General features: G+C 60.8%; 14 protein-coding genes and 1 pseudogene. All 15 read left to right on the top strand.

Translation table 11 applies throughout. The annotated features are described in order from the left end of the window. Positions 1 to 624, top strand: a complete 624-nt coding sequence (gene tmk, locus ACXAF3_RS02795; protein WP_475110749.1) for a dTMP kinase — start codon at positions 1 to 3, stop codon at positions 622 to 624. 95 nt (positions 625 to 719) lie between these two features. Continuing rightward, positions 720 to 1,739 carry a DNA polymerase III subunit delta' gene (locus ACXAF3_RS02790; RefSeq protein WP_475110748.1) on the top strand — a complete coding sequence of 340 codons (1,020 nt, stop codon included), beginning with the start codon at positions 720 to 722 and terminating at the stop codon, positions 1,737 to 1,739. 479 nt (positions 1,740 to 2,218) lie between these two features. Next, complete coding sequence (locus ACXAF3_RS02785) at positions 2,219 to 2,572, top strand: PilZ domain-containing protein (protein WP_475110747.1); 354 nt, start codon at positions 2,219 to 2,221, stop codon at positions 2,570 to 2,572. A gap of 6 nt (positions 2,573 to 2,578) precedes the next feature. Then, the gene (locus tag ACXAF3_RS02780) at positions 2,579 to 3,355 is read left to right on the top strand and encodes a TatD family hydrolase (RefSeq protein WP_475110746.1); all 777 of its coding nucleotides are present in this window, start codon (positions 2,579 to 2,581) and stop codon (positions 3,353 to 3,355) included. 27 nt (positions 3,356 to 3,382) lie between these two features. Beyond that, positions 3,383 to 4,006 carry a dUTP diphosphatase gene (locus tag ACXAF3_RS02775; protein WP_475110794.1) on the top strand — a complete coding sequence of 208 codons (624 nt, stop codon included), beginning with the start codon at positions 3,383 to 3,385 and terminating at the stop codon, positions 4,004 to 4,006. Between the two features lie 133 nt (positions 4,007 to 4,139). Further along, positions 4,140 to 5,120 carry a malate dehydrogenase gene (locus ACXAF3_RS02770; protein ID WP_475110745.1) on the top strand — a complete coding sequence of 327 codons (981 nt, stop codon included), beginning with the start codon at positions 4,140 to 4,142 and terminating at the stop codon, positions 5,118 to 5,120. A gap of 210 nt (positions 5,121 to 5,330) precedes the next feature. Beyond that, the gene (locus ACXAF3_RS02765; RefSeq protein ID WP_475110744.1) at positions 5,331 to 7,049 is read left to right on the top strand and encodes a ShlB/FhaC/HecB family hemolysin secretion/activation protein; all 1,719 of its coding nucleotides are present in this window, start codon (positions 5,331 to 5,333) and stop codon (positions 7,047 to 7,049) included. A gap of 64 nt (positions 7,050 to 7,113) precedes the next feature. Further along, positions 7,114 to 16,899 carry a two-partner secretion domain-containing protein gene (locus ACXAF3_RS02760; protein WP_475110743.1) on the top strand — a complete coding sequence of 3,262 codons (9,786 nt, stop codon included), beginning with the start codon at positions 7,114 to 7,116 and terminating at the stop codon, positions 16,897 to 16,899. 4 nt (positions 16,900 to 16,903) lie between these two features. After that, positions 16,904 to 17,407, top strand: coding sequence for an Imm63 family immunity protein (locus tag ACXAF3_RS02755; RefSeq protein WP_475110742.1), 504 nt, complete (start codon positions 16,904 to 16,906; stop codon positions 17,405 to 17,407). A gap of 220 nt (positions 17,408 to 17,627) precedes the next feature. Further along, positions 17,628 to 18,014, top strand: coding sequence for a hemagglutinin repeat-containing protein (locus ACXAF3_RS02750; RefSeq protein ID WP_475110741.1), 387 nt, complete (start codon positions 17,628 to 17,630; stop codon positions 18,012 to 18,014). Positions 18,015 to 18,076: 62 nt separating this feature from the next. Then, entirely contained in the window at positions 18,077 to 19,396 is a 1,320-nt protein-coding gene (locus tag ACXAF3_RS02745; protein ID WP_475110740.1) for a guanyl-specific ribonuclease, read from the top strand. 10 nt (positions 19,397 to 19,406) lie between these two features. Beyond that, on the top strand, positions 19,407 to 19,793 hold the full coding sequence (locus ACXAF3_RS02740) for a barstar family protein (protein ID WP_475110739.1): 387 nt from the start codon (positions 19,407 to 19,409) through the stop codon (positions 19,791 to 19,793). A gap of 277 nt (positions 19,794 to 20,070) precedes the next feature. After that, a pseudogene (locus ACXAF3_RS02735) lies at positions 20,071 to 20,193 on the top strand (IS256 family transposase); the annotation flags it as partial. A 425-nt stretch (positions 20,194 to 20,618) separates the two neighbouring features. Continuing rightward, complete coding sequence (locus ACXAF3_RS02730; RefSeq protein ID WP_475110738.1) at positions 20,619 to 20,978, top strand: hypothetical protein; 360 nt, start codon at positions 20,619 to 20,621, stop codon at positions 20,976 to 20,978. Positions 20,979 to 21,531: 553 nt separating this feature from the next. Beyond that, positions 21,532 to 24,699, top strand: coding sequence for a hemagglutinin repeat-containing protein (locus ACXAF3_RS02725; protein WP_475110793.1), 3,168 nt, complete (start codon positions 21,532 to 21,534; stop codon positions 24,697 to 24,699). Positions 24,700 to 24,710: the final 11 nt, after the last annotated feature.

The raw sequence follows: 24,710 nt of genomic DNA, 5'->3' as shown, positions 1-24,710 counted from the left end.
GTGCAGCGCGGCAGATTTATCGTCCTGGAGGGCGGCGAGGGGGTCGGAAAGTCCACCAACCTGCAGTTCGTGACCGACTGGCTGCGCGCGCGGGAGATCCCCTTCATACAGACCCGCGAGCCCGGCGGCACGCCGCTGGCCGAGGAGCTGCGCGAAATGCTGCTGCGCAAGCGCGAGGAGGCGGTGGACCCGACCGCGGAACTGCTGATGGTCTTCGCTGCCCGGGCCCAGCACCTGGCCCAAGTGATAGTGCCGGCACTCGAGCGCGGCGACTGGGTCGTCTGCGACCGTTTCACCGACGCCACCTACGCCTACCAGGGCGGCGGCCGCCAGTTGGATAGGGCACTGATCGCGCAGTTGGAGCAGACGGTGCAAGGGGACCTGCGCCCGGACAGGGTGCTGCTGCTGGATCTGGACCCGCAGACCGGCCTCGAGCGCGCCGCCAACACCGGCGCCGCGGACCGCTTCGAGAGCGAGCAGCTGGCGTTCTTTGAGCGCGTGCGCGCCGCCTACCGCGAACGCGCGGAGGCGGCCCCCGAACGCTATGCGGTGATCGACGCCGGCCGACCGCTGCAGCAGGTGCAGCGGCAGCTGCAAGCGGAGCTGGAAAAACTCATCCCGTAGGAGCGGCCGTTGGCCGCGATCGGACTACGAAGCGCTACCCTACGTCGATCGCGGCCAACGGCCGCTCCTACAAACACATAGAAAGATCGAAGCTTGTGTCCGAAACAGCCGAAACACCAACCATCCCGTCACCGCTGCCCTGGCAGGCGCAACAGTGGCAGCGCCTCGGTGCCCAGTGGCGAGCCGGCCGCTGCCCGCACGCGCTGCTGCTCGCCGGCCAGGCGGGATTGGGCAAGCGGCGTTTTGCCGAGGCTTTTGCCGCGCTGGTGCTGTGCGAACAGCCCCGGGATGGACTCGCCTGTGGCGGCTGTCGCGGCTGCCAGTTGTGGCAGGCGGGCTCGCACCCGGACTTCCTGCGGGTGGAGCCGGAAAAGCCCGGTGGGCCGCTCAAGGTGGAGCAGATTCGCCAGCTGGGTGGTTTCGTCGGTCGTACCAGTGGGCGCGAGGGGGCGCGGGTGGTGTGGCTGGCGCCGGCGGAGGCGATGAACGTCAACGCGGCCAACGCACTGCTGAAGAATCTGGAGGAGCCGGCGGCGTCGGTCTTTTTCCTGCTGATTACCGATTCCCCCTCGGGCCTTTTGCCCACGATTCGCAGCCGTTGCCAGGCGGTGCCTTTCCCGACGCCGGGTGAGGAGGCGGCGCTGCGCTGGCTGCAGGAGGGCGGGCTCGACGGCCAGGCGGCGCGACGCGCATTGGCGCTGTCCGGCGGTGCGCCGCTGTTGGCACTGGCGCTGGCGGAGCCGGAATTTCTGGAGGCCCGCGAACAGTTCCTCGCCGATCTGAGCGCGCTGGCCCAGGGCAGCGCCAGTGCCGTTGCCCTGGCCGGGCGCTGGGAGAATCCGCCGGAAGGTGTGGAATTGAGCCAGCTGCTGCAGTTCTGGCAGCAGTGGCTGGCGCAGATGCTGCGCGCGCGCAGCTGCGACCTGACCGCTGAAGGGGAGGTGATGGCCCTGCTGCAGCGGCTGCCAGGCACGGGGGCGGAGAGCCTGCGCCCGCTGTTCGGTTTCTACGACCAGCTGCTGCAGGCGCGCCAGGCGCTGACCTGTGGCGCCAACCCGAACAAGCGCCTGCTACTGGAAGAACTGATGATCCGGTGGGCAAAACTGTACGTTTAGCGAGCACTGCTCGCTGTACAGTTTTGCGACCGGCCATGGATGGCCGGGCCGGGCGGGGCTCCAGGGACGGCTGCTCGCGATCAATCGCCTGTGTGGTACTGCTCGCTGTACAGTTTTGCGACCGGCCATGGATGGCCGGGCCGGGCGGGGCTCCAGGGACGGCTGCTCGCGATCAATCGCCTGTGTGGCACCGCCCGCTGTACAGTTTTGCGACCGGCCATGGATGGCCGGGCCGGGCGGGGCTCCAGGGACGGCTGCTCGCGATCAATCGCCTGTGTGGCACCGCCTGCTGTACAGTTTTGCGACCGGCCATGGGCCGATGGCGCCGTGAATACATCCCTGTAGGCTTGTCTGCTAGGAACTACCGGCAGCAGGGCCTTCGCTTCGGGCCCCGGTACTCTTTGCCGAGCCCCGGAATTCTGGACACAACCGGTACGCTCAGATAAGTTACCGTCAAATCAAGAACAACGAGGTCCGGCATGAAAGCCATGGGGGGCGGTGCCCGCAACGGCATCCTTTCACTGAAGATCCAGGACAAGTCCGTGCTCTACGCGGCCTATATGCCGTTCGTAAAGAACGGCGGCCTGTTTATCAGCACCGACAAGTCCTACAACCTGGGGGACGAAGTGTTCCTGCTGTTGAGCCTGATGGACGAACCGGAAAAGGTGCCGGTGGCCGGCAAGGTGGTGTGGATCACCCCGAGCGGTGCCCAGGGCAACCGCACGCCGGGTATCGGCGTGCAGTTCAGTGACAAGGACAATATCGCCCAGAACAAGATCGAAACCTACCTGGCGGGTTCACTCGAATCCAGCCGGCCCACCCACACGCTGTAATTGTTCATGCTCGTAGACAGCCACTGTCATCTCGACAGACTCAAACTGGATCAATTCGATGGTGACCTGGACGGGGTGCTGGAACTGGCCCGCAGCCGCGGCGTGGGTAAGTTCCTGTGCGTCGGTATCAGCCTGGAAAACGTCGACCGGGTAGTGGCGCTGGCGGGCCGCTACGACGACGTGGTCTGCTCCGTGGGCGTGCACCCGCTGGATGTGGATTCCGGTCTCGCCGATGTCGACAAGCTGCTGGAGCTGGCGCAGAGGCCCAAGGTAGTGGCCCTCGGCGAAACCGGCCTCGACTACTACTACAGCACCGAGACGAAGGAAGTCCAGCAGCAGAGCTTCGCCGCCCACCTGCAGGCCGCCGGCCGCGCCGGGCTGCCGGTCATAGTCCACACCCGCGACGCCCGCGAGGACACCATCGAGCTGATCCGCGAGCACGGCAGCCTGGAACACGCCGGCGTACTGCACTGCTTTACCGAGAGCTGGGACATGGCCAGGGCGGCGCTGGATCTCAATTACTACATTTCCCTGTCCGGTATTGTGACCTTCAAAAATGCCGAGGAACTGCGCGATGTCGCGCGCAAGCTGCCGCTGGACCGATTGCTGGTGGAGACGGATTCTCCCTACCTGGCACCGGTGCCCTACCGCGGCAAGCCGAATATTCCGGCCTATGTGCGCGAGGTCGCGGAGTTTATCGCCGAACTGCGCGGCATGCCGTTCGAGCAGCTGGCCGAGATCACCACCGAGAATTTCTACCGATTATTCCCCCGGGCCGCCTGAGCCCGGCAACTGGATTCAAACCCGATGATGAAACAGCAATTGCAGACCATGCTGGCGCTGCAGGACGAGATCAATACGCTGGTCAACGACAGCTGGCGCGCACAGAATTTTGCCTGGTACCGGGCCATCTGGGTCGAGAGCGCCGAGCTGCTGGACCACTACGGCTGGAAGTGGTGGAAAAAGCAGGAGCCGGACATGGACCAGGTCAAACTGGAACTGGTGGATATCTGGCACTTCGGCCTCAGCCTGGAGCTGCAACAGGGCGGTCCCGAGCAGGTGGCGCTACAGATGTTGGAGGAGCTGGGGGCAGGGCAGCGGACTCCGGGCGATTTCCGCGCGGACCTGGAGACCTTCACCCTGAACACCCTGGCCAGCAAGCAGTTCGATCTGCTCGGCTTTGCCCAGCTGATGGCCGATGTGGGAATGTCTTTCGACGAGCTCTACCAGCGCTATGTGGGCAAGAATGTGCTCAACCGCTTCCGCCAGGACAACGGCTACAAGGACGGCAGCTACGTCAAGAACTGGGGCGGGCGCGAGGACAACGAGCACCTGGCCGAGATCAGCACGCAGTTGGACACTGCTTCGCCAGATTACAGCGAGCAGCTCTACAAGGCGCTCGACAGCCGCTATCGCGAAGTCGCCACTGCCTGATCGGCATCTGTGTATCGCTCAATAATTGCGCAGACCTCATCCTACGACTCAGGTCTGGAATATCGCCGGGCGAGATGAAATTTGCTCGCAAGTCTCTATAATGCGGGCCGCTTACAAACGAGGGAGAACTATCGTGAAAGCACCTGTTCGTGTTGCTGTTACCGGCGCCGCCGGTCAGATCAGCTATTCGCTGCTGTTCCGTATCGCCTCCGGCGAGATGCTGGGTAAAGATCAACCGGTTATCCTGCAGCTGCTGGAAATCACCCCGGCCCTGGAAGCGCTGAAGGGCGTGGCCATGGAGCTCGAGGACTGCGCCTTCCCGCTGCTGGCGGGCATTGTCCAGACCGACGACGCCACCGTGGCCTTCAAGGATGCCGATTACGCACTGCTGGTAGGTGCGCGTCCGCGCGGACCGGGCATGGAGCGCAAGGACCTGCTGGAGGCCAACGCCGCCATCTTCTCCGCCCAGGGCAAGGCGCTGAACGATGTCGCCTCGCGTAACGTGAAAGTGCTGGTGGTCGGCAACCCGGCCAACACCAACGCGCTGATCGCCCAGCGCAACGCGCCGGATCTGGACCCGCGCAACTTCACCGCCATGACCCGCCTGGACCACAACCGCGCCCTGTCACAGCTGGCCAATAAGACCGGCGCCAGCGTCAACGACATCACCCATATGACCATCTGGGGCAACCACTCCTCCACCCAGTACCCGGATCTGCACCAGGCCAAAGTGGCCGGCGAATCCGCGATGGAGAAAGTCGACCAGGACTGGTACGAGAACGACTTTATTCCGACGGTACAGCAGCGCGGTGCCGCCATCATCAAGGCCCGCGGCGCTTCGTCAGCAGCCTCCGCCGCCAACGCCGCCATCGACCATATGCGCGACTGGGCCCTGGGCACCGCCGAGGGTGACTGGACCAGCATGGCCGTCTACAGCGATGGTTCCTACGGTATCCAGGAAGGTCTGATCTACTCCTTCCCCTGCACCTGCAAAAACGGCGACTGGGAAATTGTCCAGGGTGTCGACATCAACGATTTCTCCCGCGAGAAGATGACTGCCACCGAGCAGGAACTGGCGGAAGAGCGCGACGCAGTGGCACACCTGCTGCCGTAAAAATCGCGCGCCGCGCTGCGGCCTGCCGATGGAAAAAACCCGCATTTCGATGCGGGTTTTTTGTTGGTGAATTTCCGGCAGTTTTTGTGACGCGCCTCTCGGAAATGTCGACGGCTAGGTGAGTTTGTCTCAACAAAAAATTAAAATTTTCGGCTAATTGAGGTTTGCCACAAAAACGGCTTGGAATTTTCTGACGACAGGGAAAGCGGTTTGTCATCTCGCCAGTTGGCCAGGTTTTTCTGGCAGTTTGTGATCACTATAGTGCTCTGCGGGTTTCAGTCGGCCCGGGCGCAGGATCTGACGGAGGCCGAGCGCCAGTTGCGGTTGCAGCAGGAGCGGCTGGAGGCTTTTCGCCGCGAGCAGCGGGAACAACAGAGGCACAGAAGGGCACAGGACCGATTGCAGTTGCCGCCGGAAGAGCGCTATCGCGCGGAGTCCGGAGAGCGGCACTGCTTCCCCATTTCCTCCCTCGAAGTCCACGGCGGCGGAGACCTGCTGCCGGAGAAAAAACAGCAGGAACTGAGCCGCGACTTCTTCGGCTATTGCGTGGGTGTCGACCAGATCAGACAGCTGGTGGAGAGTTTCACCCGCTATTTTTTCGATCGCGGCTATGTCACAACGCGTGTCTATTTGCCGCAGCAGGACCTGAGCGGCGGGACCCTGCGCCTGGAAGTGGTGCCCGGCACCGTGGAGTCCCTGCAATTTTCCGAGCCCCAAAGCAACCGCCACCTGAGCCTCTCCGCGGCCATGCCGCTGGCGGAGGGTGCGTTGTTCAATCTCCGCGCGCTGGAGCAGGGGCTGGACCAGCTCAATCGCCTCGCTTCCAACAACGCCAGCGTAAAACTGGCGCCCGGGGAAAAACCGGGAGCCAGCCGCGTACTGATCGACAACCGGCCGACCCGGCGCTACCGGGCTGCGATCGGCTATGACAACAGCGGCGAAGAGTCCACCGGTGAAACCCAGCGCAATCTGCTGCTGGAATGGGACAGCCCCCTGGGACTGAACGACTACAGCTACCTGTATTACCAGGGCGACACCGAGGACACGGCCGACGGCCTGGGCAGCGAGAGCGCCAGCCTGCACTACAGCCTTCCTTTCCGCTACTGGACCTATTCGCTGGATCTGAGCCGCTCGGAATACCTGTCCACCGTGGCCGGTTTTCTGACCAGTTTCGAATCCTCCGGCGTCTCCCAGTCGCTGCGCACCTCCGCCGAGCGGCTGGTGTACCGGGATCAGCAGAACAAGCTCGGCCTGCAGCTGGGCCTGGCGCGCAAGAAAAGCCGCAACTTTATCGAGGGTGTCCTGCTGGAAACCTCCAGCCGCACTCTGTCGGTGGCTTCACTCGGCGGCAGCTGGCAGTGGTACGGCGAGGGCGGCAGCTCCACCTTTGCGGAACTCGGTTACCACCGCGGCCTGAGAGCGTTCGGAGCCCTGGAAGACGGGCAGGGCAGTGGTGCGCCGCGGGCGCAGTTCGACAAGTACACCCTGAACTTCAATTACCGCACCGGCTTTACCGGTTTGGGACGCAACTGGTACTGGCGCAGCGGGCTGCGGGGTCAGTACAGCCCCGACCCTCTGTACAGCAGCGAGCAGTTCACTATCGGTACCGGAAGCGCGGTGCGCGGCTACAAGGGGCTGGGTTTGAGCGGCGACAGCGGTGTTGTCACCACCCAGGAACTGAGCGGCCATTTCCCGATAGCCTCGGGTTGGCTCTCCGGCACCGGAGTCCGCGCCGCCCTGGGGCTGGAAGCGGGGGAGGTAGCCCTGCCGGAGCGGGGCAAGCAGTCGCTGAAGAGCTGGTACGGGAGCCTTTTATGGAGCGGCCGGCGCTTCCGCCTGAATCTGACCTACGCCGAGCCGCTGGCGGCTCCCAGGGCGCTGGATGTCCCCGGCCAGGCGGTGTACGGCGCCTTCAACTGGACCTTCTGAGCCGGCGGCCCGCCATCTTTCTCGACAAGAAACAGAAGACGAAATGCATAACAGGGAAATCAGAATGCATCGCCAAGCCGCTGATCGCGAAAATGCCGGCAAGCCGCTTTCCACCGGCATGCGCGCTATAGCGTTTTTGCTCTGCCTGCAACTGGCGCTGCCCGCGCACCTGCTGGCCGAAGTCGTGGTGGACAAAGGTGCTGAAAAGGGCAAACAGGCCCAGGTGGAGCACGCGGCCAACGGAGTGGAACTGGTCAATATTGCCGCCGCCAACGAGCGCGGGGTATCCCACAACAAGTACGAGAAGTTCAATGTCGACAGCAGCGGACTCATCCTCAACAACAGTGCGGAGGTCCACCAGTCGCAGCTAGGCGGCTATATCGCCGGCAATGAAAACCTGCAGAGTAGCGGCAGTGCGTCGCTGATCCTGAATGAGGTCACCCGGGCCAACCGCTCCAGCCTGGGCGGCGCCATCGAAATCTCCGGGCAGGCCGCGGAGCTGGTCATCGCCAACCCCTACGGTATCACCTGTGCCGGCTGCGGCTTTATCAATACGCCGCGCGCAACCCTGACCAGCGGCGTGCCGCGCATGAGCGACGGCAGTCTGGTGGGATTCGATGTCCGCGCCGGTGACGTGACCCTCTCGGGGCCGGGGCTCGATGCCAGGGGCCTGGGCAACCTGGATATCTGGGCCCGCCGGATTGAACTCGCGGCGCCCCTGCTGGCTTCGGAACTCAGCCTGATCGCCGGCATCAACCGCATCGACTACGCCGACCGGCAGGTGTCGCTGCTGTCGGCCGCCGGCGACAAACCGGAGCTGGCGATAGACGCCAGCGCCCTCGGCGCCATCCAGGCCAACCGCATCTTTATGCTGGCGACAGAGCAGGGCGTGGGCGTGCGCTCCCGCGCGGATATGCGCAGTGCCGGCGACTTCACACTCACCGCCGACGGACGCATTGAGCTGAACTCCGTCGCCGCAGCCGGCAGCGCTGTGGCCGAGAGCAGCGCGCAGCTGTCCGTCGAGAAGCAGTTCTACGGCAGCGAGGTTTCCCTCGCGGCCGCCAGTGTCGCCAACAGCGGCCTGATCGCCGCCGAATCCGCGCTCGCCCTGAGTGGTGGCCAGCTGCAAAACGGCGGCGACCTGGTAGCGGGCCTGGACGCACAGGGCAATCTGACCGGTGGGGGCAGCATCGGCATCGACCTCTCCGGCGATCTCGACAACCAGGGCCTGATCGGCGCCGACCAGCTGCAAATACACAGCGGCGCGGCGATCAGGAACCTCGGCGGAGAGATGCAGGCAAACCGGTCGCTGTGGTTGAGCGGTGCCAGCCTAGACAACAGCGGTGGTGCTATCTATGCCCTCGGCGGCGACCTGGCCCAATTCAGTTTCGATCGGCTCGACAACAGCGACGGCGTTATCCAGTCGCACAGCCGCCACCTGTCGATTGCCCCGGGAAGCGCACTGGACAACAGCGGCGGCAGGCTTCTGCAGTTTGGCAGCGAAGACCTGACACTCGATTTCGACAGCATTGCGAACAACGGGGGGCTGATCCAGTCCGCCGGCGCGCTTAAGCTGCAAGCGCAGAGCCTGGATAACGGCAGTGGCCTGATCAGCGCACTGGGCGGCGCCGAGACGGCTCTTGCGCTGGGTGCGCTGCACAATGGCGACGGCCTTATCCAGTCCGCCAGCGGCGGCCTTTCCCTGTCAGTACAGGGGGACGCCGACAACAGTGGCGGCCGCCTGCTGCACGCCGGTGAAGGCACTGCGAGGCTGGATATTTCCGCAAGGCTGGACAACAGCGGGGGCGCAATTCAGTCAGAGGGGGCGCAGTTGCTGATCACCACCGGTGGCGACCTGGTGAACAGCGGCGGCCTGATCAAACACCTCGGCGGCGACAAGCTCGGCCTGCAGAGCGGCGGTGCGCTGCACAGCGACGAGGGGGAAATCATCGCCGCCCGCAGGGCGGAAATCAGCGCGCGGGAACTCTCCCATACTGGCGGCCTGGTATCCGCCGACGCCGTGGACATCGAACTGGAGGCTTCGCTGGACAACCGGCGCGGCACCATCGACAGCGACCGCCTGACGATCACCGCCGAGGCGTTGGACAACCGCGGCGGAACCCTGCGCGCGGTCAGTGATGCGGACGAGGCGCTCGCCCTGCGGCTCACCAGTATGGATAACCGTGCCGGCGGCGTGGTTGAAACCGCGGCGCGCAACTGGTCTTTCGCGTTGGAGCGCCTCGACAACACCGGCGGCGAACTGCGCCACGCCGGCAGCGGCCGTTTCGAGCTGACGGTCCTCGATCAGCTGATCAATGCTGGCAAGCTGCGCTCCAACGGCAGTATTGCCATCGACAGTGAAAATTTTATCAACAGCGACCTGTCCCTGGTGGGACAGCTGATCGCCGCCGCCGAGCTGCAAATCAGCGCCGGACAGCTGGTAAACCGGGGGGGCGCGATAGAGGCGGGCGCGGGCGCGAACCTCTCCGCGGGCGAATTGGACAACCGCGGGGGCAATATCCGCTCCCTGGGACCGCAGGCATTCAGCCTGCGGGTGGCGGGGCCGCTGAACAACGGCGGAGGCACTATCGCCAGTGCCGCGACCGGCATGTCTGTCGCGGCGGGCGGCGACTACAGCGGCGCGGGCGGCGCCCTGCTGCACGCGGGCACCGGCACGCTTACCCTGTCGGCGGCCTCGGTGGACAACAGCGCGGGCGAGATCGCCGCTAACGGCGCTCTGGTGCTGGAGGCCCTTGCCGGTGGAGTAGAAAACAGCGGAGGGGAAATATCCGCGGTCAACGGCCTCTCCCTCGGGGCCGCGGGCGCGCTGCGCAACGGCGCAGGCCGTTTGGAAACCGGCGGCGACCTCGCCCTGGAAAGCGCTTCGCTCGACAACCGCGGCGGTTCCATTGTCGGCACCGGTGGCAGTTTCGATCTGGCGAGCCGCGGGGATATCGACAACAGCGGCGGCGGCCGCATTGCCGCGGCGGCGGACAGTGCCGCCATAGAGGCGGCGGGCAACCTGAACAATGCGGGCGGCAGCATCAGCCACGCGGGCGGCGGCGCGCTGAGCCTGTCGGCGCTGCTGCTGGACAACAGCGGCGGCCTGGTCGGCAGCAACGGCAGCCTGGGCATCAGCAGCGCCGGCAATGCCGTGGACAACGGCGGCGGCTCGCTGCTGGCGGCAGGCGGTCTCTCCGTGAACGCCGCGGGCCTCGATAACCGCGGCGGCTATATCGAACAGGGTTCCGGTCTGCTCGAGCTGTTGCTCGGCGGCGCACTGCGAAACGGCAATCAGGGCAGGATCTTTGCCGACAAGGCCAATATTGCCGCGACATCGGTCGAAGGTGTCGGCGGCCTGGTGCAGGGCCGGCAATCGGTGGCGTTGAAGCTCGACAGTGCCGCCCTGGACAGGCTCGGGGATATCCGCGCCGGCCAGTCGATCACCATCGACAGCCGGGGCCACATCACCCAGGCAGCGGGAAAAAGCTTCGCCACCGATGCAAACCTGGTGTTGAAGGCGACCGGTAATCTGGACAACCGCGGCAGTATTTCCAGCAAGGCCAGCCTCACCGTCGATGCCAGGCGCGTCGAAAACCGTTCCGGCGCCGAGATCAGCGGCGGCGAACTGAATCTCACCTCGGACACCGCGCTCGTCAACAGCGGCCGTATCGGCGCGGCCGGCAATGCGGTCCTGACGGGCAGCGCCCTCGACAACGGGGGCAAGGCCAGCATCGCCTCCGGCGGCGACCTCACGCTCTTCCTGAGCGACCTGATCGGCAACGACGCGCTGATCTTTGCCGCCGGCAATATGAATCTCTATGCGAACAGGCTGAAGAACAACGGCGGCGATATTTATGCGCTCGGCAATATCCGCATTGCCAAAAACAGCAGCGGTGCCAAGAGCGCCAGCCTGGAGAATATCTCCGGGCTGATCGAAAGTCGCAACGGCGACCTGATCATCGCCAGCGAGGAGATAGTTAACCGGCGCAGCCAGGTACAGATTGAGCGGGACCAGAAGCTTTCCGCCCTGGATTTTGTGCAGGACGAGTTCGACGTTTTCCTGTTCGATCAGGCGCTGCTGGATTGGCGGGTGCCCGGCTGGGGGGATGCCAGCCGGCGCCGCTGGACAGAATACTGGATAGATCTGCATATCAGGCGCCTGAACCAGCTGCCCGGCGGCAATATTCCAGATCACGTTGCCAACCATATCAAAAACGTGCTCGGGAACGTGGCGGCAGAGTTCCGGGATGAGAACGATCAGCTGGTCCAGGCCAGCCTCGACCTGGCGGTTGTCTCCAATATTCTCAAACGGGAAATGGAGATGCTCGAACAGCTGATGCCGGCCAAGGTCGCAGCCAGCCGCGCCGCGCTTGAGGCACAACTCGCAGGTGTCAAACCCGGCTTCAGCGTAGTCGATTTTCGAGTCGACCCCATTTGGGATTGGGCCAACGACCGGGACCGGATAGTCCGTATCGTCCAGAACTATACGGGGGACGACACCTATCGCGAGCAGCTGGCCGCGGCCGGCCCCGACGCGAGGATGATGGCGGGCCGCGATATCGCCATCAACGGCGGCGATATCCGCAACGAATACGGCACCATCAGCGCTGCCAACAATATCCGCATCAGCGGCAACCGGCTGGAGAATATCGGCCGCGATCTGCAGCTGAGCCGGAAAATCAGCACGACGGTTTACCGCTACCACAACGGCGACTACCAGGCCGGCGAGGACGAGCACCGCACGGATCTGGTTACCGAGACCATCGGCCACGTCCCCGCCAATATCCACGCCGGCGGCAGTGTCGTTATCAGCGTCAAAAACACGATCGACAACAGCAGTATCCGCAGCAGCCAGAATTACAACAGCGGCACCGGGCTGACCGGTGACACCAGCACCCGCGGCAAGGGCCTCGCCGATCACGACGCGCAAAGCGGCGGGCAGAAGGCGACAACCGGCAAGCTGGGCACCGAAGGTCCGGGCGCAGGCGGCGGCACCCTTGCCATAGGCGCGCGCGACGACAGCAACGGCAGGCTGATCGCCGAAGCCGGCGCGGCGGCGCTGGACCCGCTGGCGGTGCAGGGTTTCGAGCTGCCGGACGGCGGCCTCTTCGTGCAGAACCTGGAAGCCGGCAGCCCCTACCTGGTCGAGACCAATCCGGCCCTGACCGACTACGGCAACTTTATCGGCTCGGACTACTTCCTAGACCAGCTGGGCCTGGATGCCGAGGCCCTGCCCAAGCGCCTGGGCGACGCCTTCTACGAGAACCAGATACTGCGGGACAGCATCTTCCAGGCCACCGGCCAGCGCTTCCTGCACCCGGGCCTCGCCAGCGACTACGACCAGTTCAAATGGCTGATGGACAACGCCCTGGCCGCGCAGCGAGACCTGGACCTGTCCGTGGGCGTGGCGCTCAACAGCGAGCAGATAGCGCTGCTGCAGCAGGATATCGTCTGGCTGGTGGAAACCCGGGTGGCCGGGCAGACGGTACTGGTGCCGGTGATTTACCTGGCCGATATCGACAACCGCCAGCTGCGCGAGAACGGCGCCCTGATCAGCGGCGGCAGCCTGCAGCTGACGGGGGCGGATGTCCGCAACAGCGGCGGCCTCCGCAGCGAGGGCAGGCTGGCGCTCTTCTCCGAGGGCTCGATCCTCAACGAGGACGGTGACCTGGTTGCCGGCGGCGACCTGCTGGCACAGGCCGGCGGCGATATCCGCAACCTGAGCGGGCGCATCCGCGGCGACAGTGTAATGCTCGGCGCCGGCGGCGGCATCCTCAGCGAGACATTGACCCGCGAGCTGCAGTACAGCAGCAATGCCCGCGGCACCCAACTGCAATCCAGCAACACCGCCGTTGGCAATATCGCCAGCATCGACGCCACCGGCGGCAAACTGGTGATGCAGGCCGGCGAGGATATGCGCCTGATCGCCAGCCGCCTGAGCGCCGCCGGCGACGCCGCGCTGGAAGCGGGCGGCGACCTAGTGCTGGACACCAGGGCCATCGACAACCGCAGTGCCGCCTGGTCCTCGCGGGCGCACAATATCCTCGAATCCAGCGAGCACCTGGCCAGCAGCCTGGAGGCGGGCGGCGGCCTGGCAATGGTCAGCGGCGCCGACACCCGCCTCGCCGGCGCTAAGGTCAGCGCCGCAGGCGATATCGCCCTGCGCGCCGGCGGCGATATTGCGCTGGAATCGGTCACAAACAGCCAGTCCTCCGACTACTACAGCGAGCAGAAGGGCTCCGGTTTCCTGGCCAAGGACACGACCGTCACCGAGCGGCACGCCAGCCAGCAGGTGCTGGGCGCCAGTATCCGTTCCGGCGGCGGCCAGGTATCCGTGGCCGCGGACGGAGACGTGGCCATACTCGGCAGCGGCATCGAGGCCGACAAAGATATCGCCATCAGCGGCGAGGATATCACCGTCGCGGCCAGTGCCTACGAGGAGTCCCACCTCAGCGCGCGGACGGAAGAGGGCGGCTTCAGCAACGAGAGTCTCGGCGAGGCCAGCTACCAGCTGCAACTGGCAACAGCGGAACTGAGCTCTGCCGGCGGCAATATCGCACTGGATGCCGCCAGGAATATCACCATCGCCGCCAGCAACCTGGTGGCCGAGAGCGGCGATATCAACCTCACCGCCGTGGACGACCTGCTGATCGCCGCCGGCGAGGTGATCGAGACCAGCAGCAGCTGGTCCGAAGACTCTGGCTACTTCAGCGGCGGCGATTTCTATTCGTCGGAGCAGCAGGCGCAGGGCACTGAGAAAACCCGGGCCCAGGGCAGCCTGATCAGCGCCGGCGGCAACCTCCATATCGATGCCGGCCGCGCCAGGGTGGTGGGCTCCGACCTGGCCGCCGGCGAGGATATAGTCGCCGAAACCGATATCGGCGATATCGAAATCCTCGCCGCCCGCGAGACCGCTCACACCACTTATAGCGAGGAGACCCAGCGGGTTGGCTTCGGCGACCTGGCCGAGAGCCTCTCCCGGCCCGATGAACTGGTCAAGGCGGAAGACGGCCAGCTCAAGATCAAGCTGGCGGATGCCGACTACCATGCCGCCGACAGCGAGAGCACCCAAGTCAGCCACCGGGGCAGCAGCCTGACCGCCGGCGGCGATATCCGCCTCGACGCCATCGGCGACCTGACCATCGAGGGCTCCCATCTCACCGCCGATGCCGACGGCAGCGGCGCGGGCGATATCGCCCTGGCCGGCGAAAACGTCGCCATAGTGGAAGCCAAGGACAGCCTGCAGACCAAAACCAGCGAGACCAGCGGCAGCGCCGAGCTCAATGTAGTGGTGCAGCACCAGGCCGTCGAAGTCGCCAAGGCCGCCCGGGCCCTGGAGGCCTCCACCGGCAAGCTGAAACAGGCCAAGGAGGACTACCGCAAATACCAGAAGGATCTCAAAAACCTGAAGGACACCCTGGCGCAACTGGAAGCCGACTATCAAAGCGGCCAGCCGGGCGTGACCCAGGGGGATATCGTCGAACTCAAGCAGCTGATCGACGACGCCGAGGGTGACAAGGAGTGGTATCAGGCCGGCATTGCCGCCGCTGCCGCGGACGTGGCCTCAAAGACCACCGCACTGATGCAACAGAGCGTGGCCGCCGCCCAGAGCAGCGGCACCTACGGCTTCAACGCCGGCGTGCAGCTGGATATCGACGCCGCAAAAACCGATACCGAGACCTACCAGACCAGCTCCGTTGCCAGCAGCCTCAGCGGCAGTAATATCGCCATCAGAACCGGCGGCGACAGCGGCGACGGCAGCACCCTGATCCGCGGCAGCCAGCTGCAGGCGGACGACACCATCGCGATAGACACCGGCGACCTGAGCATTCAGGCCAGCGTGGATACCGCAAGCCAACGCACCCAGACGGAACACGGCCACCTCAGCGTGCAGCAGACCGTCTACGGCGCCGCCGGCGGCCCGTCTGTCAGCGGCAGTCTGGACCGCAGCCAGAGCCGCGACCGCCAGACCAGCTACAACAACAGCACCCTGACCGCCGACCAGATCACCCTCAACAGCAGTGGCGACACCAGCATCGCCGGCGCCAATGTGCACGCGGACAGCCGGTTGGAAGTGGCCGTCGGCGGCGACCTCACCGTCGAATCCCAGCAGAACCGCGCCAGCGGCAGCAACAACAGCGCCGGGATCAGCGGCGGTGCCGGCCTGGGAGACAGGGGACTGAGCAGCGTCAACGGTGGCGCCAACAGCGCCAGCGGCCGCTACCAGACAAAAGAAACCGTCCTCACCAGCCTCACCTCAGGCGGCGAGGCCAGCTTCGATGTCGGCGGCCACACCCAGGTCACCGGCGCCCTGGTGGCCACCGTAGGCGAAGAGGGCAAGGACCTCGGCAAACTCGAACTCACCACCGGGACCTTCGACTACGTCGACCTGAGCGACACCAACTACGCCAGCCAGCGCAGTGCCGGTATCAGCACCAGCGTCGGCCTCAACGGCGCCAACGAAAACGACCCCAACCTACAACAGGCCAGGGACGCAACCGGCGATAACGACCTGCGCCTGAACACCTCCAACGCCCAGTACAGCAACAACAGCCAGTACAGCAAGGACAAGACCCTGGCCACGGTGGGGCAGGGCACAATCGCGATCAAGGATGAGGAAAACTCCGCAGACCTGGCCGGGCTGAACCGGGATATTGAAAACACCGAGAAAGAACTCTTCGAGGTGGAGCGGCAGGAGGGGAATATCGACGTTACCGTCGATCACCGGTTGTTATCGGAAGGTGGTAGAGCGGAGATTGCCGACGACATCGAGAAAACCAAGGAAGGTGTAAAAGAAGGAATTACCGTCCTGGTGAACGGTGCCGAAACGATCCTCGAAGTCAGCGCAGACCTAGCAAAGGCTGCCGGCCTGATAGAGTACGAGTCCTATACAATGGAGGAGCTCGAGGCCATGGGCTTCGCGCTCCCCGTCCCAAGCTTCAATGGAAAGCAGCGAGCTGAAAGAAGCTGGGAAAGCCTAACGCCGCAACAGCAAGAGGCGATGACGGCGCTCAATGAAATCCAGGAAGCGCTGGAAAAGCTGCCGGAAGGCGATGGTGACTTTGGTAAAATTAACTGGAGCGCCGTTCAGCAGGTGGCCTGGGACGTGAACAGTCCCGACGGCGGGCCAGAAGCTGCCATCGCTTTACTAAGGTACCATATCACTGATAACCCTGCACTGGATCAGGAATTTGCTAACGCGCAAGAGTTGCGAGATGTGGTTGCGCCGTACCTTCGGGTCTCCGAAGAGGAAGCGAGTATCGTTGGCAAGGCGGGGAACATAGCCAGCGGTGGACTGATTACGGTCATTGGTAGGGCCGGCGCCAAGGCTGCGGTTGATGCGGCGCCAGTCGCTAAGGAAACTGAGGATACCTCGAAAGGTTCACTCTTCTTTAAGGGCAAAGAAGAGCCTAAAAAAACAGAAAGTAGAAAAGAAAATGGCCAAAAGAAATCTTCAAGTCAGTCGAGTGCCTCTCAGGGCGAGGCTGATGATTTTTATCAAACTGCCCCGGATGGCTCCTATGTTTGGCCGGAGAACTTGGGGTTTACTGGTGATCCCAAACCGAACACCTTGGAGAAAGGAACGATACTTGACCGCTATGGGGACAATAATGGCGCCTTTCTTTCGCCCGAGGGTGTCCCTTTCGATCAACGAGCACTTGGCCCTGGTGATGGATCCAGAACGTATCGCAGGTATGAAGTTTTGAAACCTCTACCTGTTTTGGAGGGGAAAATTGCTCCTGCTTTCGGAAAGCCTGGCGGCGGAATTCAGCTATTGCCAAATTTACCTGAGCGAGTAAACATTCAATGGTTAATCGACAACGGTTATCTTAAAGAACTGGATTAGAATTATGTTTGATATTGATAAGATAGCTCAGGAGGTGCGCGATAAAGGAGCGTTAATTGACGCTCCTCGCTCATTACTTGTCGTTCATACTCACCCAAAAGGTGACGGAACCCCTCACGTAGAGATTAAAGGCGGTCATGGTTTCTATGTATCCTCTGAAAGAGGCTATGAAATTTTTAGAAAGCAGGCTGCTGACGAAAACGAGCTTTTGTATTTTATTTTTCGAGATATTATCTCAGCTATGGCAAATGAGTTTGAGATGGAAAACAGGATTGAAGGTCAAGATCCAAGGAGGCTTATTTTTTCCAAGAAGCTAGAACTTTTTGGGAAGATAAGTCAAGAGTGGAAAAGAAGGGAGGAGTTGGAAATTAAAAAAACACTGGATGTTTCCCCCTATGATGACTTGGCATCTGCTAGAGCTGATTATTATAGAGAGTTAAAGAAAAGTGGAATTCCTGATGATGAGATTGATGATATTGTTTACAAGAAATATCCGAGTGGAAAATAATAAAAAAGAGTCTCGTAAAGAATTAAAGAAATTGAAGGGGATGGGTCTATTTTTTACACCAAATTCCTATTTTTGCCGAGTCAATCAATATTCTCAGCAAGCCTGAGAAGATGTTCATTAAAAAACGAATCTATTACGTCCCGTAGAGGGAAAGGGATTATCTATTAAAAGGTAAGCCCCATCCCCTCTGCAGGCGTATCCGAAAAGCGTCCGGGAGCGGATGGAAACCAGCAGCTCCTGGTCCGAGGACTCCGGCTATTTCAGCGGCGGCGATTTCTATTCGTCGGAGCAGCAGGCGCAGGGCACTGAGGAGACCCGGGCCCAGGGCAGCCTGATCAGCGCCGGCGGCAACCTCCATATCGATGCCGGCCGCCACACCCAGGTCACCGGCGCCCTGGTGGCCACCGTAGATGAAGAGGGCAAGGAGCTCGGCAAGCTGGACCTCACCACCGAGACCCTCGACTACGCCGACCTGAGCACCACCAACTACTCCAGCCAGCGCAGCGCCGGTATCAGCACCAGCGTCGGCCTCAACGGCGCCAACCCCGCCGACCCCCGGCTCAGCAGCATGCGCAGGACGCCAGCGGCAACGACGACCTGCGCCTGAACACCTCCAACGCCCAGTACAGCAACAACAGCCAGTACAGCAAGGAGAAGACCCTGGCTACTGTGGGGCAGGGCAGTATCACTATCCGGGATGAGGACAGCGAGAAGAACGGCGATCTGGCAGGGCTGAACCGGGATATTGAAAACACCGAGAAAGAACTCTTCGAGGTGGAGCGGCAGGAGGGGAATATCGATGTTACTGTCGATCACCGGTTGCTGCCTGAAGAGGGGCGGGCGGATATTGCCGATGATATCGAAACGGTCAAGGAGGCTTCCAAAGAGACAGTAACCGTCCTCGTTGCCGGTGTCGAAAAAGGCCTCGAGATAACCGCCGATATCGCCAAGGAACTGGGTCTTGTCGAAGGGGAGACCTACACCCCGGAACAGCTGGAAGCCATGGGCATTGGCGCTCCCTCTCCCCGTCCCCTGGAAGACTTGGAGAGAAAATGGCAAAGCCTGACTCCCGAGCAGCAGGAAGCCATGGCGCTTCTCGGTGAGCTGCAGGAATCTCTGGCTGAGATGGAAGTCACTGGGAACGATATCGGGGAAATCAACTGGGCTGCTGTCCAGAGAATAGCGTGGGACCTGGATAACCCGGAAGGCGGCCCAGTTGCGGCCCTGCAGACTCTGAAGTACCACATCATGGATAATCCCCGGCTGGACGAGGAGTACGACAATGCAGATCAGCTAAGGGATGCGACTGCGTATTACTTCCGTAGAGCGGAAGAGTTTGACAACACCACTGGCATGGCGTCGAACATTGCCAGTGGCGGTTTGATTACGGTCATTGGTAGGGCGGGGGCCAAGGCAACCGCGGAGGTTGCCACTACACCTGCTACCAAGAAGGCACAGGACTCGCTGGATGACGCATCGCGTTGGCTAGATGAGGGGCAGCCAAAAAAGGGAGATGCGACTGAACCTACAGACGCGACAAAGCTCGCTAAGCTCGATAAGCCTACCCAAGAGATGCTGGATGACCCATATCATCCGGATTGGACGAGGTACGATGGCCCTGAGAAGATGGGGGTTGGGGCTGATAGGGTTAAAAATTATGATGTTGCCGAAAACGAGCCAACCCGCTTCATTAATCGTGTCAAGGTTGTTGATCGAAAGACCGGCCAAGTTTTCCAGGGGACCGTTGATCTTGGCCCTACTTTGGAGAGAATAAAAAAAGGTGGTTCTTTTCCACATCGTAACGATGGGTCTACATTCCAGAATCGTGCCGGGGATTTGCCGAAACAGCCTCTCGGCTATTACACGGAATACGTACATCCAACCCCAGGAATTTCAGGTCCTGGGCCTCAGCGAATAGTTGTTGGTAAAGGTGGTGAAATGTACTGCACGCCAGACCATTATAAAACCTTTATTCCGATTAATAAGTGAAGAGGTGACAATGTTGCCGTTCAAGTTTTTTGATAGTCTTCCATCATATGATGCTGCGAAAGTTTTTTATGTTCGTATTGATCCGGGGATTTCCCTCCCGGAAGAGTTGTTGAAAGCGATGTACTATTTACTTTGGTTTCCCGGATATTTTGGTTTCAACTGGGATGCTTTGTATGACTGCCTGAGGGATCTAGAGTGGATCCCATGCCGGAAGGTGGTTTTGGTGCATGAAGCTTTACCAAGGTTGCCAGAAAAAGATTTGAAGATTTATCTGGAGATACTGCGAGATTCTGTTCTTGATTGGGAGGGTGATGAGGAGCATGAACTTGAAGTTTTCTTCTGCTCTGCGGATAGGAGTGCAATAGAGAAGAGTATAGAAGGTGTTCAGAAGAATTAAAGGGGACGGATATATTTTGGGAATTAAAGGGGCGGATCTATTTTTGACGCAAAATTCCCATTTTGATCGAGTCAATCAATATTCTCAGCAAGCCTGAGAAGACGTTCATTCAGGGGGAGGGTGTTCAAAACTCTGCGTCAGCCAAATAGCCTCATAGGCTGATGTACTTCTCCAGACGATCCGGGAAGTGGATCGCCAGCTGTGATAGCACCAGACACAACGGTAGTGTTCAGAATTCTGTGTCATTTCTTTACCATTAGCAAAAAAGAGATGACCCATGACCAAACCTACCTTCGATATGGATGCAGCCGTCAAGGCGCTGCGTGAGGGCAAAGACCTCAGCGGCAAAGACGGCATCCTGACCCCTCTGATCAAACAGCTCACCGAAGCGGCCATGAAGAGAAAAGGGGACAGAAAAGGGGACGGATCTATTTTTGACGCCGAATTCCAACTCTGACTGAATCTATCGATATTCTCAGCAAGCCTGAGAAGATGCTCATTAAAAAAGCAAATCTATTACGTCCCGCAGAGGGCAGGGCTTATCTGCTAACAGGTAAGCCCCACCCCCTCTGCGGGCGTACCCGAAAAGCGCAAGAGAATAGATAGAGGACAGCAGCTGGTGGTGATTGGGGAGGAAACTCAGGCGGTGGTTCGGACAGTGGGCCTGATAGTGATGGCCTCGCGGATTCGACCGATGCATCGGATACGCCTGACTGGGATACTCCGCAGACTCGGGTGGATGGGGAGTTTGATACGCCTGAGAGGGAGGTGATTTCTGGAGAGCCCCCGGAGAGTAGACCAGGCAACATTGCGGATGGGATTCGGTTGAATGATCAACTGCTTGCTGAAGAGATAGTAAATGGCCATGCATTCCAGAAACACGTGGTCGAAGGTAAGGAATTTGAAAGCTTGGGGATATCCACCAAAGTAGAATTTCAAGCATTTATCGAAAACCTTGTTTCTAGCCCTTCAACCGAAGTTCGTTATGCGGCTAACGGCAAGAAGTTCTACTTGGATGAACGCACGAAAACTGTTGTGATAAAAAGCCCCGATGGAGAAGCAACAGCTTTTAGACCTGATTATGGGCCAAACGGTATAGGGTGGGAAAACTTCTTGGAGTTACAGGTTCCGAGTAAATCTCAGAGCGTGAAGAACAATCCTGCATACGAGCCTAGCTATAAGTGAAATGGTGAACCAATGAATGATAAAGTTAGTGGATATGAAAAAAAGGTAGTATCAGTTCTTCTTAGCGAAGACGAACTGCGATATATCTTGGGAGCGGGATTTGGATTGTTGCAGAATGTTCCGGCAGACTCTCTTCCCACTTATGTTAATTTCTCGAAAGATGAAATTCTACAGTTTTCCAAAAAGATACGAAGAATAATGGATGATAATGGGATATCTGTATAAATGTTTTCCAGGTCACGGGGTCATGGTCGCTGGTCACGCGCTGGTCACTGGTCACTGGTCACTGGTCACTGGTCACTGGTCACTGGTCACGGGGTCAGGCCTTACAATTTACATCGTTAGGGCACCGCATCCCTCGAAACTGCGGTGAGAAAATTCAACTTGCGGCGTCAGATTGCCACAGTGAAGATGACCATTGATCTACTTCAGTAAGCCTGAGAGATTGTTCATTAAAAAAGAATCTATTAAATGTTTTCCAGGTCACGGGCTATCTGTCAACAGGTAAGCCCCATCCCCTCTGCGGGCGTACCCGAAAAGCGCAAGAGAATAGATAGAGGTCAGCGGCGCCTGGTCCTGCGATCTCGAAATCCTCGCCGCCCCCGAGACCGCTCACACCACTTATAGCGAGGAGACCCAGCGGGTTGGCTTCGGCGACCTGGCCGAGAGCCTCTCCCGGCCCGATGAACTGGTCAAGGCGGAAGATGGCCAGCTCAAGATCAAGCTGGCGGATGCCGAGTACCATGCCGCCGACAGTGAAAGTGTGGAAGTCAGCCACCGGGGCAGCAGCCTGACCGCCGGCGGCGATATCCGCCTCGACGCCATCGGCGACCTGACCATCGAGGGCTCCCATCTCACCGCCGATGCCGACGGCAGCGGCGCGGGCGATATCGCCCTGGCCGGCGAAAACGTCGCCATAGTGGAAGCCAAGGGCAGCCTGCAGACCAAAACCAGCGAGACCAGCGGCAGCGCCGAGCTCAATGTGGTGGTGCAGCACCAGGCCGTCGAAGTCGCCAAGGCCGCCCAGGCCCTGGAGGCCTCCACCGGCAAGCTGAAACAGGCCAAGGAGGACTACCGCAAATACCAGAAGGACCTGAAAAACCTGAAGGACACCCTGGCGCAACTGGAAGCCGACTATCAAAGCGGCCAGCCGGGCGTGACCCAGGGGGATATCGTCGAACTCAAGCAGCTGATCGACGACGCCGAGGGTGACAAGGAGTGGTATCAGGCCGGCATTGCCGCCGCTGCCGCGGACGTGGCCTCAAAGACCACCGCACTGATGCAACAGAGCGTGGCCGCCGCCCAGAGCAGCGGCACCTACGGCTTCAACGCCGGCGTGCAGCTGGATATCGACGCCGCAAAAACCGATACCGAGACCTACCAGACCAGCTCCGTTGCCAGCAGCCTCAGCGGCAGTAATATCGCCATCAGAACCGGCGGCGACAGCGGCGACGGCAGCACCCTGATCCGGGGCAGCCAGCTGCAGGCGGACAACACCATCGCGATAGACACCGGCGACCTGAGCATTCAGGCCAGCGTGGATACCGCCAGCCAACGCACCCAGACGGAACACGGCCACCTCAGCGTGCAGCAGACCGTCTACGGCGCCGCCGGCGGCCCGTCTGTCAGCGGCAGTCTGGACCGCAGCCAGAGCCGCGACCGCCAGACCAGCTACAACAACAGCACCCTGACCGCCGACCAGATCGCCCTCAACAGCAGTGGCGACACCAGCATCGCCGGCGCCAATGTGCACGCGGACAGCCGGTTGGAAGTGGCCGTCGGCGGCGACCTCATCGTCGAATCCCAGCAGAACCGCGCCAGCGGCAGCAACAACAGCGCCGGGATCAGCGGCGGTGCCGGCCTGGGAGACAGGGGGCTGAGCAGCGTCAACGGTGGCGCCAACAGCGCCAGCGGCCGCTACCAGACAAAAGAAACCGTCCTCACCAGCCTCACCTCAGGCGGCGAGGCCAGCATCGATGTCGGCGGCCACACCCAGGTCACCGGCGCCCTGGTGGCCACCGTAGACGAAGAGGGCAAGGAGCTCGGCAAACTCGAACTCACCACCGGGACCTTCGACTACGCCGACCTGGGCAACACCGACTACGCCAGCCAGCGCAGCGCCGGTATCAGCACCAGCGTCGGCCTCAACGGCGCCAACCCCGCCGACCCGGCTCAGCAGCATGCGCAGGACGCCAGCGGCAACGACGACCTGCGCCTGAACACCTCCAACGCCCAGTACAGCAACAACAGCCAGTACAGCAAGGACAAGACCCTGGCCACCGTGGGGCAGGGCACTATCACTATCCGGGATGAGGACAGCGAGAAGAACGGGGATCTGGCCGGGCTGAATCGGGATATTGAAAACACCGAGAAAGAACTCTTCGAGGTGGAGCGGCAGGAGGGGAATATCGATGTTACTGTCGATCACCGGTTGCTGTCCGAAACCGGCAGAGAGGAGATCGCTGACGATTTTTCAAGTATCAAGGAGAGTGTGGAGTCCGCCTATACCGAACTCAAGGTGCTGACCACGAATCTTCCAGATGAGCTGGCGCATTTAGGGCCGCTAATGGAAGATCACTTGGATGAGGTGATCCGCAATGGCGGTGATCCAGAGGCCTATCTTCAACTGGTAGAAAAACCGGAGTACCAGGAAATAGCCGAGGAGCTTCTTGCGGTAAAGGCTATTGTAGATGAGCTGGGTTCAGACGCGTTTAATGTTGTTGCAAGCAGTGCGGACGGTGTCACCGCGGATGGAAGTTTTACCGATCCTTCCGGCAACACAGTCAATGTTGTCGTATCTGATCAAGCAACTGGTATACAGCTCTTAAGCGCTTTAAACAAAGTAAATGAGGTGCTAGAGAGCCTGCCCACTGAAGAGGCCAGCGCGGCGATCATGGGCCTGCAGCTTATGGCTGGGGGGCCTGTTAAACAATTGTTGCAATACGGTGGCCAGGTTGTACTGGGTGAGGTTACTGGTGATTTGCAGCAAAACCTGGTGGACGGCGCTGCCAACTTGCTGGGTTCCGCTGCCCATGGCGTCAGCCCCGGAGAGTATGATTTCTATACCGATCCGGACAAGTTGAAGGAAGCCGAGCAATTATACGACCAGAACGTAGATGCCTACTTGGCGGGAGAGCTTAGTCGGGAGGAAGAGCAAGCCTTCGAGTTTGTGGAAGACTACCTGAGCAATCCGGAAGCTGTGAATGCACGGGAGCAGATGCGAGCCACGAAGGCTGGCGCACAAACCGCTGCGGTAATTGCCCTGGGAGGCGTTACTGCGCTCGGGCTTAAGGCCGGATCAAAGAAAATCGAAGAGCCGACCCAAGAGATGCTGGATGACCCATATCATCCGGATTGGACGCGGTACCATGGCCCTGAGAAGATGGGGGTTGGGGCTGATAGGGCTAAAAATGCTGATAATGTTACAGAGGGTGCGGACAAATGGAGCAGGGCGCCGAAAAGCATTCAAGATCAAATGGCGTTGAAAGCCGCCCAGGAAGGGCAGGGTAATGTCATTATCAAAAGTTTGAATGACCCGAAATTCAAGGGAATGGAAAAATTGGAGTTGAAGGTCAAGTCTGCGAACGGAAATGATTCAGTTGTCCATTACGTGCGAGATCCGCAGACTGGCAAACTGATGGACTTCAAATTTAAAAAGCACAGCACTGATGGCCCGAACAACATAGAGCGAGTTCCAGATCCGAGAAAAGGTACTTTCTGATTCTGACGGAG

The sequence above is a fragment of the Microbulbifer sp. ABF4_143 genome (assembly GCF_056160225.1).
The sequence above is the reverse complement of the archived record's forward strand: the minus strand, read 5'-3'. Positions and strand labels throughout refer to the sequence as shown.